The sequence below is a fragment of the uncultured Anaerobiospirillum sp. genome (assembly GCF_902485895.1).
In the GTDB taxonomy this organism is placed as follows: domain Bacteria; phylum Pseudomonadota; class Gammaproteobacteria; order Enterobacterales; family Succinivibrionaceae; genus Anaerobiospirillum; species Anaerobiospirillum succiniciproducens.
The window spans coordinates 1-13087 of record NZ_CABTML010000065.1 but is presented as its reverse complement, the minus strand read 5'-3'; the positions used below and the strand labels follow the sequence as shown (position 1 = coordinate 13087).

The 13087-nt window shown below is 42.5% G+C and carries 7 protein-coding genes; 2 read left to right on the top strand and 5 right to left on the bottom strand.

Translation table 11 applies throughout. The annotated features are described in order from the left end of the window. The 5 genes from RDO37_RS05075 to RDO37_RS05055 form a co-directional block, all read right to left on the bottom strand. Positions 1-1982, bottom strand: a 1982-nt coding sequence (locus tag RDO37_RS05075; protein WP_308498337.1) for a FimV/HubP family polar landmark protein, incomplete at its 3' end; no start/stop codon positions are given. A gap of 1025 nt (positions 1983-3007) precedes the next feature. Continuing rightward, on the bottom strand, positions 3008-4000 hold the full coding sequence (locus RDO37_RS05070; protein WP_308498336.1) for an Asd/ArgC dimerization domain-containing protein: 993 nt from the start codon (positions 3998-4000) through the stop codon (positions 3008-3010). A gap of 291 nt (positions 4001-4291) precedes the next feature. Beyond that, entirely contained in the window at positions 4292-5971 is a 1680-nt protein-coding gene (locus tag RDO37_RS05065) for a HAMP domain-containing methyl-accepting chemotaxis protein (RefSeq protein ID WP_308498335.1), read from the bottom strand. A 1494-nt stretch (positions 5972-7465) separates the two neighbouring features. Beyond that, on the bottom strand, positions 7466-9196 hold the full coding sequence (locus tag RDO37_RS05060) for a methyl-accepting chemotaxis protein (protein ID WP_308498334.1): 1731 nt from the start codon (positions 9194-9196) through the stop codon (positions 7466-7468). A gap of 1390 nt (positions 9197-10586) precedes the next feature. Continuing rightward, entirely contained in the window at positions 10587-10997 is a 411-nt protein-coding gene (locus RDO37_RS05055; protein ID WP_308498338.1) for a S24 family peptidase, read from the bottom strand. A gap of 451 nt (positions 10998-11448) precedes the next feature. On the opposite strand from RDO37_RS05055, the gene RDO37_RS05050 reads away from it, so the two are divergent. Continuing rightward, positions 11449-11709, top strand: coding sequence for an HPr family phosphocarrier protein (locus RDO37_RS05050; RefSeq protein WP_027940231.1), 261 nt, complete (start codon positions 11449-11451; stop codon positions 11707-11709). A 489-nt stretch (positions 11710-12198) separates the two neighbouring features. Continuing rightward, positions 12199-13020 carry a DUF533 domain-containing protein gene (locus tag RDO37_RS05045; RefSeq protein WP_308498333.1) on the top strand — a complete coding sequence of 274 codons (822 nt, stop codon included), beginning with the start codon at positions 12199-12201 and terminating at the stop codon, positions 13018-13020. Positions 13021-13087 lie beyond the last annotated feature (67 nt).

Sequence of the window (13087 nt, the reverse complement as noted above, 5' to 3'; positions counted from 1 at the left end):
AAGCCACCGGCATCACCGCCAGCATCACCGAAGCCACCGGCATCGCCGCCTGCGTCACCAAAGCCACCGGCGTCACCGCCCGCGTCGCCAAAGCCGCCTGCATCGCCGAAGCCACCAGCATCACCACCGCCGAAGTCACCGCCGGTGTCGATCTGTGATGCGCCTGCCTCGTTCTGATCTAAAGAATTAGACCAGTCATTCATGGCTGCGTTGCTTGCGCTCTTACCTAAGGTTGATGCTGAAGCATTTGTTGCTGCACTATCCCAGGCTTCCTGGGCAGCTGCTTCATCAGGAGATGCTGCCATTGCTGCGGCAGCTGCACCTACTGCACCCGCCCCAACAGCTGCTTTTTTAGCGGCTGCTACCGGGGCTGCGCTGGGCATAACGATTTCATCGTGGAAGTCCTCACCGCCTCCTGCGTGTGAGCTTTCACCGTCGAAACCGCCAAAGCCGCCGTCCATTGGACCGTTATCCATCATTGGGCCGTCGTCCATCATTGGACCATCATCAATTGGTGCAGGCTCTGGAGCAGCAGCACGCTTGTTAGCTGCTGAAGATGATGCTTGAGCGCCCTTCTTACTTGCAGCGTCCTCCATGATTGGAGTTGAGGCGAGTAATGATGAGATTTCCATATCATCATCATCAATGAAGCCGCCATCGTCATCATCGAAGGTTGATACTAAATCATGCTGCTTACGTGCACGTGACTTGAAGATAAACAGGCCGATTGATAAGAGCAGAGCCATTACACCAGCGACAAGTAAAATCCAGATAACTGGACCTGACTCAAATGCTGAGTGACCTGAGGCTACTGGTGCACTATCGAGAGCAGTTACAGGCTGAGTGCCTACACGGCGGTCGAGCATAGCAACAGAATCAGCAGTTTCCATCTGGATACCACGAATCTGTTCAACTTGCTTGTTGATCTTAGATAAAGATGAACGTAAGTCGTTGTTAGACTGCTGCAGTTCAGAGATAACTTGCTCGTAGTGGTTGATTAACTCACCAACTTCTTCTTTAGCAGTTACAGTTGCAGTGTCCTTAGCAACCTGAGCAGAACGCTTGATGTTCTCATCTAAGCGACGATAAACGTCCTTCTGAGCGGTTTGAATGTTGCGCTCGGTTCTATCAAGCAGGCTTTCGATTGCCTTTAAGTCTAATGAGCTGCGGCTAATCTCAGGTACGTTCTCCTGAGTACGCTTTGCATTGTCAGCAGCTAATTGCTCATCAGTGAGGATTTCCTTATCAGGATTATCAGTACCCTCATTTTCATAGGTTAACTTAGGATCGATGTCGCGTAACATGGTCTCACGTGCAACAAAGCTAGGCACGTTCATGTCGTTAGCTGATCCAATTGGAGATGAGGCATTCTGAGCGGTAACAGAGCCAGGAGCTGCATTGTTCTGGGCAGTCATCTGGGTAGGAGCTGCATTAAGCGGAGGTAAGGTGGTAGTACCATTGCTCAGCAGATCAGAACCAGTTTGGGTCTGCTCTAAAGCCATTTGAGAGGCTGCAGGAATATTAAGTACAGAGCCACGACGGATCTGATTTACATTGCCATTCTCAAATGAGTTTTGATTATTACGATAGATGGATGCAACAGCCTGGAACTCATTTACATTGTTGTAAGGAGCTGAGTAGCGGTGTGCAATTGACCAAATAGACTCACGAGCGCCAACAGTATGCTGTGCCTGATAAGGCTCTGCGCCCACTGGTGCGCCCACTGGAGCGGTGGCAGTTACAGGTGCTGCCGGAGCTGCAGTTTGAGTAGCTGCTGGGGCCTGTGTCTGTACAGGAGCAGGAGCAACTGCAACTGGCTGAGCAGGACGAACAGGACGGACCTGTCGAGGAGCAGGTGCTGGAGCAGCTTCCTCTTCTGGACCTGTAATACTGATAGAAAACTCTTCTTCAGCATAAACATGGGAAGTAACCGCTAACGTAAGCGCGGCCACCAATGTTAATAAATGCTTATAAAAGCTCATATATACCACCAAAATTCGCATTAAAGTGATGAGTTGCCAATTAACTGACAAGCAAAACTCTCATTACTCTTGCAAATATCGTGCAAACTATACGCGATCCTTTACAGGACAATAGTTTGCGCGGTTACTTAATTGCTAACAGCATATACAAATACTACCGCTTAGCACTTGTATATGCTGTTGTTGAAAACACTTAAAGAAAAGCAAAACCAAGCAAAAACTTAGTGTTGTGATCAATAAGAGACTGCCAAACCATCTAAGGATACAGAGTACCTTACAAAGCTGGTTTAAGAACAACAAAGTTCTTAACTATGTGCAAGATGCTGACAGTTAGAAGAAAGGTGGCATAAGTTGATACACGTACTCTACGGGCCTCAATTATGAACTTAACTCTCTCCTAGCGACGGCACCTGCCGCTGATAGTAATAGACGTACTTTCATCAAAAGATAAAAATGCCATTCACTATCTTGCTGCAATGCAGCAATTAAGACTAGTCCAATTGAAAGTCACAGGATAACTAAACGTTATTGAATGTAACCTCCAACAGGCGCTAATCCATACCGCACAAGCTTTGATTATACATTTGTAACATGTGCAGTTTTCTATTCTATATGTTTTGCCTTAACTTAGGGCCAATTTGGTTGATATTAGTGATCCTAACGTGACTAAGCCCAAAGTATTTGCAATAAGTGCACTATAGGTGCATCAGTAATTTTGGCTACTTAAAGACGATTATTTACAGCAAATCCGCCTATTTATCGCATTTATTTGCACATGCATGTCAATGCAAACAAAATGTATCTAGCTGCAATGGCTTATATGCTATGTCTTTGACCTCATGTGCTAACGAAGCTCTATATACTCAACACAATCAATCTACTTAATCTCAATAAGCTGAGCTAGCTTCTATAATTGCAACTGATGGGTGCTTACAGTTTAAAACTGCTACGCATAAGCATGTATATGCTAAGTACATTGTCATGTGCAGCAGTGTATTAATTGCCTTTGTTGTAAATAAGCCGTTTTAAGCAAGCATCTTAAGGATATCTAAAGCTGCAGCGGCCTCGCCAACTGCAGTGTTATCCATAACTGCAGTAAAGTCGAATGAAGCGCGACCTTGCTTACGCACGCGTGAAATATAGACTGCCTTATCAAGCTCTGCACAAGTAACTGGAGTTACAAGAGTCGTCTCTTCCATATCCTCTTCTAAGACTAAGTGAGGAGCCTTACGCAGTGCCTCTTTAAACTCATCTACAGAACCATCATACTCAAGCTCAACATGCACAGATAAGGTGTGGCCGTAGAATGTTGGTACCTGAATGCAGGTAAGTGACATGCCGTCTTTAAAAGGGTCAATCACCTCAAAGACTTCCTTCTTCACTTCATCTTCAAGTAAGCTTGAACCTTCTTCATTAATATCGCCTACACGAGTGTGGAGATTGAAAGCAAGTTGTGCAGGAAAATCGGTTACGTCAACAGACATACCGTTTAAAAGACGTGTGGTCTCAGAGGCTAGAGTTTGAGTACCAAGCTCACCATGCTCTGATACTGAAACTAATGCTGTAATCGCAGCCTTACGCACACCAAACTCGTCGTGCAGTGGATTTAGAGCTAATACAATCTGAGAGGTAAGGGCAAGAGGAACAGTTGCAAGCTTCTTAGCTCTAACTTCAACAATCTTCTCTGGATTGATGTCCTTAACGATTGAAGGTATGCCCTTAGCACCAGAGAATAGATGGCTGTTATCAATTACCACACAATTAGCAGCTTGGGCTTTTGGAATAAGTCGCTCTGACTCATCCTTGGTGGATAAAAACAGCACTGCATCCGCTTTAGCAAAATCAAACTCGTCGACGCACTCAATCTTGTAGTTCTTACCAGACAGAGGCACAGCATCGTACTCTGCAGACAGCGGGCTTAGCGGAAAGAATTCTTCGATAACGATTTTGCCTTGCTCGAGTTCTTCTAAAACTAACTTACCGACAATAGTATCGTAACCGTAAACAGCTAACTTCATATAATTTCCCTAAACTGTCCTTATCGACTTGGTAAATAAGCATAAGGATTAAGTATGTGACACAAATCTCTAGTATATACCCACTGTCAAGCACCATACTCATGTATGCAATCTAAATCCTAAAAGGCCATAGTATAGAGGTTTTAGGCTCATGTAGATGAAGGTGAGTTAAGTGGCTGCATTCTGGCATTATAGTCAGCTGCGTGTGGTAGTTTGAGTGGCTATAAAAATAAAGGGCCCAGATGACAAAAGTCAGCTGAGCCCTTTAGATTATGGAGTATTTTAAAACGGTTAGTGCTTTGCGCTGCCTACATCACCAACGGAGTGACGAGCTACGTCGAGGTCTTTTGGATCGATGCGTTTTTCATCTAATTGGAAGAACTGCAGCTCATTTAACAGGGACTGGATTAAGGATACACAGTAAGATGAAACGTCGGCTGCATTACCGGATACATCCACTGACTGCTGAGCCATCTCAGAGATGTGTTGTAAGTTGCCTGAAATTTCAGCAGTTGCCTGAGTTTGCTGGTTTGCAGCATCAGCAATTTCGATAATCTGATTGTTTACATCACGTACAGAATCAGCAATCTCGCCTAAGGTAGACTCAAGCTCACCTGCATTGCTGGCCATAAGTTCAATCTGGTCAACAGAGTTATGCATGGAGTCAGTAGCTGCCTGAGAGTCATTCTGAATCGACAGCACCATGGCTGAAATTTCTTTGGTGGACTCAGAGGTACGGGAGGCAAGAGCACGAACTTCATCAGCAACCACAGCAAAGCCACGACCAGCCTCGCCAGCACGAGCAGCCTCAATAGCAGCGTTGAGTGCCAGTAAGTTGGTTTGAGCAGCAATGTCATCAATGGTGCTAACAATAGAGCCAATCTTCTGAGACTGGTCGGCAAGACGGTTAACCTTATCAGCATCGTTGCGAGTGAAAGAAGCCATCTCTTTAATATGATTTACAGTTGCACGAACCTTTTCCATACCAGTAACGGTAATTTTGCTTGCGTCAGTGGAGGTCTCTTGTGCACGTAAACAGTTCTTAGCAATGTTACCAGTGGTAGATACTAACTCATCAGCTGCAGCTGCAATCGCAATAGACTGTGACTCAGCTGAAGATGCGCCAGTGTTAATTGCAGATGAGGATTCATTTAAGAGATCTGACTGACTCTCCAGGTGCTTGGAAACAGCAATAGTTCTTGCAACGATATGGTTTAAGGTACCAGCCATCTTGTCAAATGACTTGATGATGCGACCAATTTCGTCGTTGTGAACCTTACTTACATCAACATTAAGTCTAAAGTCACCGTTCTCAAGCAGTTTTGCGACACGAACGATTTCCGCAGTGCTGTTGGAGATGTACAGATAAATAGAGCTAGCAATCGCAATGGAGCTTATTACCACTAAGAGAGTAATGATAGCAGTTATATAAATCAGATGGTCTAAATCAAGCTCAGCAAGCTCAGTTGCAATGTACTTAGTGTAGGATACTACCAGTGCTGCGACGTTAGCGTTAGCTGCAGATGAGTAAGGCAGAATGTCAGACAGGAAAGTTACTTGAGCCTCTTCATACTGACCGGCAAGAAGCTGTCTTTCGAACTTAGAGTTTTCTAATGAGCCAACTAAGGCCTCCATGCTCCTAAGAGTCTTAGCCGCCAACTCTGGCTCAATATCTAAACAAAGATGAGGATTTGCCTCTTTGAGCTCTTTAACAGCTCTGATACCGTCATTGACGATTTGAGGATTAGACTCAACCTGCAGTTTGTGCAGCCAGCTGTGTACAGCATTGTACTTCTTATAAACTTCATAAGTACCTGCCATACCATCATTAACCATATGGAAAACTTCTTTTTCCTGGTTTGTAGTCTTGATCATTGCGTACAGGGCAATAACTGCAATAACTACCGATAACAGGATTACTAAAGAGAATCCTATGTAAAGCTTTCCTTTAAGACTTAAATCTTTCAGCATGAACGTATCCTGTCTTACACACTAACAGAGTAAAACTCTATCAGAATGTACGAGTAAAGACCCCAGATAATGTGAAGCTTCATCGTACTATACTTAGGAAAAGTACAACTACGCCTCTTCTCCCCGTCGTAGGCGCTCTTCAGATTAGAACCTGAAGATCATAGGTAGCCACGACCTACTATACCTTCATGTGATAGTCATCCTGGATTGTCTCCACACTCGAGGATGAACTAAAGACCTAAGCATTCAGCTGCAATTAAAAAAATACTAAGGTCATCTTCACGTTTGACAGACCATGAAGTACACAATCAGGTTTCCTATTAGCACATAATAAAGCGCAACTTCACAGCAGCAACTCAAACTCAACCATAGTTGATATGTACTTTAATAGAAAAATGTTTGATTGATTCAAGGTGCCTTATGTAGACAACAAAGCTTGAAAGGATCAAAGGATGACTTATTAAATCATCGTATCTTCTTTCATGGCAAAACATCGATAACGTTATGGTTATCAACGCCTACACACAAATCCTATCACGATTTCTAGTAAATTTTTCTTGCGTTTTGTTGCATTTTGCATATCAAACAGTGCCATTAATATCTAAATAACCCACTAAGATGACTGCCAAATTTTGATAACAAATAATCAACACTTTAACTAAAAGCTTGTACTGCCCGCATTTTTTCGGGATCGGAGTGGCTTGCTCATTTTTAAGTTAAAGATTTTGATTGTCTAACTAAGACAAGTTTGAGTGGCTTTATTTTTTTGGTGTGAGTTCTATCAAATTTTTTGATAAATTTACGCAGCGCACATTAAATGTGCATATACAAGAAAACTTTCAGAGCTTACAGCAAGATATGCAAACCTAGATACAACCTTTACTTATTAGTAACTTAGTTAAAAGTTAATGTTTACCATGCATATTTGATCGAGCAGTTGATATCTAGATAAGCATTGACATTCTTCACTTTCTTGCCGACTAGTAAACTAGTAGACACCATCCCGCCCCATATTATTAAACATAATTTAGCACACCCAACTGTCAATACTGTATAAATGAGTGCTGCTTTCAATACCCAATGTTTGTGTACATTGCCACCTTTATACTTCTTAAGAATGATAAGCAGCCTCATACAATATAGGCGTTATATCTACCTGCCCATTACAGATTAATAGAGTTTGCAGGGCATATCCTTTGATGGAGTTCACTTTTATTTGTGCATTTATGTGTCTTAGATGTCCACCGTCTATGTGCGAACCATCTGTATAAACATCTACATATCAGAGCAGCTTACATTGCAATAACTAAATAGCTAAATAGAGCTGAACTTAGTGCACTAATCATCGAGCAGCTAAATAAGTGGCTTGAATTTTTGTCTTGTATAAAAGCCAAAAGGCCTTCCAAAAGTGCATCTGGAAGGCCTTTTAATAATCTAACTAGCTTTATCAGGCTGAGGAGCTAAGAACATAGCTGTTGCTATGCCTTGCCTGATTTAAGATTTCACGTTAGTTAAGTTATCTAAGTTCTCTTGAGCTTGGGCTGCAGACTTTTCAATCGCCTTGGCAACGTCAGCATCAATACGCTTGAAGTTTAAGTCACGCTTGTCAATCTGAGACTCGTCAATAGTGAAGAAGTCGAGCTCTTCAAGCAGACCATTAATGAGGTTGGTACAGTAATCAGCAACGTTAGCTGCATTAGAGGCCACGTCTACAGACTGCTGAGCCATCTCAGAGATACCCTGCATGTTGTTAGAGATTTCGCTAGTAGCGTTAATCTGCTCTTCAGCTGCAGTAGAAATCTGAATAATCTGATCGTTTGCGTTATTAACAGCATCACGAATGTTAGACAGAGTATTCTCTAAGTCAGAGGCTTCCTCTGCAACAGAGTTCATCTGCTCAACAGACTCGTTCATAGATGAGGTAGCCTGCTCGGAGTCAGCCTTAACACCAGCAACCATTGCAATAATTTCTTTAGTAGATGCAGCGGTACGAGATGCCAGTGCACGAACTTCGTCAGCAACCACGGCAAAGCCACGACCTGCCTCACCAGCACGAGCAGCCTCAATAGCAGCGTTCAGTGCAAGTAAGTTAGTCTGAGCGGCAATATCCTCAATGGTACCAACGATAGAACCAATCTTCTGTGACTGCTCTGCAAGGCGAATAACCTTAGAAGCGTCCTCACGAGAGGTCTCAGCCTGCTCCTTAATACGGGTAACAGTGGCTCTAACCTTATCTACACCGTTGTTAGTCTCAACACGTGCAACCTCTGAGGTGCTCTGAGCGTTGTGACAGTTCTTAGCGATGTCAGCAGTGGTAGATACCATTTCATCAGATGCTGCTGCAACAGTAAGAGCACGACTCTCTGATTCCTTAGCACCAGAAATAACGGCAACAGAAGCAGTGTTTAAGGTCTGTGCGCTAGTTCTTAAAGCATCAGAAATAGCAATGGTACGAGCAATAGCGCGATTTAAAGTGAAAGCAGTCTCTTTAAATGTGGCAAAGATGGCACCGATTTCATCCTTGTGTAACTTGCTCTCGTCAAACTTGATCTTGAAATTACCGCTCTTAATACGCTCTGCAGCGTCTTTAATGCCCAAGGTGCTTTCAACGATGTAGCTGTACAGCACATAGGCAATGAACAGAGCCAGAATGGTACCGCCAATTGCAACTACGAGAGTGATGTACAAATACTCAGTCATATCAAGCTCTACTACCATGTGGTTTACATCATTGGTATAGCTGTAGATGAGCTTAGAAAGATTGGTATTAGAAGCTGACAGTGAAGGTAAAACTTCAACTAAGAAGACTTTATCGGCCTCTTTATATTGGCCCTCCATTACTAAAGTCTTGAAACTGCTGTTTTGCAGCACATCAACTAAAGTACGTAATGACTGACGAGTATCGTTAGTCAGATCAACATACTTGTGGGTTGGCAGAGTATCAATAACACGATCGAGGCTCTTAACATAATCAAAACCTTCAGAAACCATCTTGGCATCTGGGTTAGCCTGTAAAATGTGTAACCAGCGGTGAACGGAATTGTATGACTTATGCACATCGAAGATAGCGGCGATGTCTTTAGTTACTAAGACACGAACGTCGTTACCTACTCTAGAAGCACTCATAATTGAGAAAACAGCAATGCTAGCCACGGTTAACGCGATCAAAATCACAAAGCCGAATCCCGATAGCATCTTACCTTTTATGCTCAGGCTCTTGAACATAAGAAAAGCTCCTCAAAGAACGAAAAATACTGAATCTAAAAAAGAAACAGCACCCGTTTGATACTTATGTCTGTTACAAACTAATAGCACGAGACAGTAATCTCATGCATTCAAATAACCATATATGGCACATCTAAATATCAAGCAATATATAAATCATCTACACTTGAATGCTTAAATATTTGGACACAATAGACATTATCATCGCATAGTATGGTTATAAAAACTCTCATACACTTCACGTAATAGCTAAAAAAGCTACGGATAACGGTTAACTTGGATAATACCTATCTAGCTTTGTATTACTCAACTTAACGTACTATTGCAAGAATAAATCATGAGTAAAAGCAAAACTGCAACTTCAGGCATAAGCATGTAGGAACGTTTTACCTAAACTTACATTTATACTAACAATGGATGTTTAGTGTACAACAGTAAGCGCATATTCTGCCAGTTATATAGACTGACTAGGGTATGGATTTTAGCGAACTTTAGTAACTTATAATACAAGCTACATCACAACTTCAATCTAGTTTACACGTCAAACATCGCAATATAGCTCTTGATACAACGTAACCTAATCAACCCAATGAACAAATTTGCAGCCACTCCACCTTAGTAACAAGCTTGCTCTATGTCTCAAAACAAGTATATCCATATGAGTCAAAAAGTCGCTTAAACAAGCATAGCAATTAGTCCTTTACATTGGATCCACGTGAACAACAAGACTCAACAAACTGCTAAAAACATTATTGAATTTGTTGAGTCAACACTACACTATGCTCTTAACTAGAAAAAGTGTAAAGTTAATTGTATATTTTGAATCTACAAAATCACTGACTATTCAATACCGCCATCATTTTTGCACCACATGAGTGCAAAATAGCTTTAAAGGCATGGACAATCATAGTTGCTAGCTAAGTCCAACGTGATCCATATTAGATCGTTTTAACCATCACTAGATACACTCTTGCTTGCCACTGAGAGAAAGTCAAAACAAGGCCTTATCTGTTGATTTACAGCTTATTATGCTAAAAGAATACCGAAATAATGATTATGAGTGAGTTACAGATCACAAGATCACACTAATTTATACCTGTCTATACCATGCGATCACAAGATCACCACCATTGTTTGCAAAGCCATCACTAAAACTAAGATGCAAATAACTCAGCTGCGGCGCTCTTGCTTAAATAGACGCAAAAGCTCCGCTGATACTAGCTGCATATAAGGCACAAAGATCACAGCCTAAAGTGAATATAAGAACAAGCGACGTCCTAAGATCATAGGCATATAGGATCTTAAGATCACAGCCATCACAACGACCAACGCTTATTGGCACTTGCGGCAATAAATGTAGAGTAAATTGCAAATGTCAGGCTTCAGAGGCCTAGGCTAGTTTGTCTGAAGGCTTGCTTAGATGCTGTTTGTGTAAGGTCTTTCTAAAGACACTACTGACTACCCCAAAAATCTCAAAGTTTGGCCTGCCATCATCAAAGTAGCTAACGTAGTTATTCAAGCCCTGTTCATGCTTAAGCAATGCATCTTCAAAAAAGGCAAACTTACGCAAGGAAAACTTGCCATTCACCTTCACCGCTACTATTTGTCCAGGCTCAGCAATAATGTCTCGACGTATCACCAGAAAGTCTCCTTTAAAGATGCCCTCATCTTTAAATGAATCTGATCCCATCCTAAAGACAAAACTGTACGGTGCATTAAGATCAAGTACTTCGTTAAGGTCAATTCCCTTAACCTCGCTATCCCCATTAATAGGATCGTCTTTGTCCTCATGGTATAACATGTGTCCCAATCTAGCTCTCCTGATTAATGGTTCTCTTTAGACGACAAACGTTAAGTAGTGCAGCGTGACGCTTCTAGTGCAGGCTAAGTGGCCTAAACAACCATCCTATGTAAATCTCATTTAGATGCGATTTTTGAGGCTGTTTATGCACAGTTAGCTTGTAATGTGCTCTTGCATGGTAAAATAAAAGATTTAATCCAATGACTTGTGCCTTCGTAGGCAAGTCTTGAACTTTTGCGCCAACTTAATTGTATTGTACAAGCAGTTATGTGTTGTAGCTAACAACTTAACTGACCATAACTTGCTTTGTTTACTGTAAGTGACTACATATTACTTATACATGCCAAATTAATGAGCACTCTCTTACTTATGTTTGTGTTCACATGCTCTAGTGCTTATCGCTCTAGAAATGGCGCAGGCTAATCTTTCGTAGTTTCATTTAGGACTCAAGATGCAACAATTTACCTATACCATCAAAGATCGTGACGGCATTCATGCACGCCCAGCTGGTGCACTGATTAAAGAAGCTAAGTCCTTCAAGAGCAAGATCACCATCGACGCCCATGGCAAGACTGCCGATTTAAAGGGCGGTATCTTTGCGCTCATGGGCTTAGGTATTCGTTGCGGCTGGGAAGTTACCGTCACCATCGAAGGTGAGGATGAGGAAGTTGCAGCAGCTAAGCTTCAAGAGCTCTTTGCTTCCACCATCTAACAAAAAGACGCTCTTTTAGCGCACCATGTCATCTCACATGCGCACTCTTTTTTTGGGTCACTCTTAACTTGCTTAAGAGTGGCCCTCGCCTTTCTTGCAACCTTCCTATATCTGCAAAGTTTACATTTTCCCTCTCTTTCTTTGCTCGCCTACCCATCATGGCTTGCCATTCATCTGTTCAACGATGTTTATGTGCCTAAGTAATTGTGTCTAGCATTCTTTTACTTCATCTACCGCATCGCTCGTTGCAATAAGCAGCATCTTGTTCAGCTAGCTCTTAATTGCATGAGACTCTGTGATCTTTGTAAATAAATGTCGATGGTCACACTTTTGATAATTTTTAAGCAAATGTCGGATTTTTGTGTGCTTTCTAAGTTTTCCCTAAGCTAGTTAAGAAATAATAAGTTCACACAGGGCGACGAAGCCTTTTTCCTGTTTCGATACTTCGTCGCTATTTGGTTTAAGTATCACCACGCATACGGAGTGACTATGAGCGACCTTTTCGGCAAGTTAAAAGATACCGTTGGTAAGAATATTCCATCAAATATCCCATCAGGTGCTGGCATGCTTGGCGCTGCAGGCGTAGGCGGCTTAGTAGGCGCTCTGTTTGGTGGTTCAAAGGGTGTTAAAAAAGCCGCTAAGAATGTTGCCGTAGTTGGTGGTTCAGCAGCTTTAGCAGCCCTTGCTTACAAGATGTACGATAACTGGTCTAATAGCCGCAAGGCCCAAGATCAGGCTGCCAATGTACCTCAGGGTGGCTATGGAGCCCCTCAAGGTGGTTATGGCACTCCACAAGGAACTTACGGTGCCCCTCAAGGCGGTTATGGCGCTCCACAAGGTAGCTATGGTGCTCAAGGCGGTTATGGTCAGAGCGCTCCATCTGATGATCCTTTTGCCGCTTACAATGCTGCACAGCAAAACCAGCCATTAGCTCTGCCAAATGATGATGCCGGCAAGCTCATTTTACAGGCCATGATCTTTGCTGCTCGTGCTGATGGTCATATCGATCGTCAAGAGCAAGAGATGATCTTAAAGACTGCTCAAACTGTAAGCCCAGATTCAAACTTCAATGCCACTATCAGCCAGTTCTTAAATGCACCGCTTGATCCTAAGGCATTAGCTTCCAAGGTTTCAAATCAGCAGCAGGCATTTGATATTTACAGACTTTCAGCTACTGCCATTGTTGCTGATAACGACATGGAACGTCGTTACTTAAGCGACTTAGCTGCAGCTTTAAACCTCGATTCCATGACAATTGCCCAGCTTGATAATGACGCCAATCAGCTGCGTCTGCAATTATCACAAAGTTAACAAGACCCTGACATTGGGGAGTTGTGTCTATAATTTAAGAATGGCATATAAAAGACAATTATCTTTT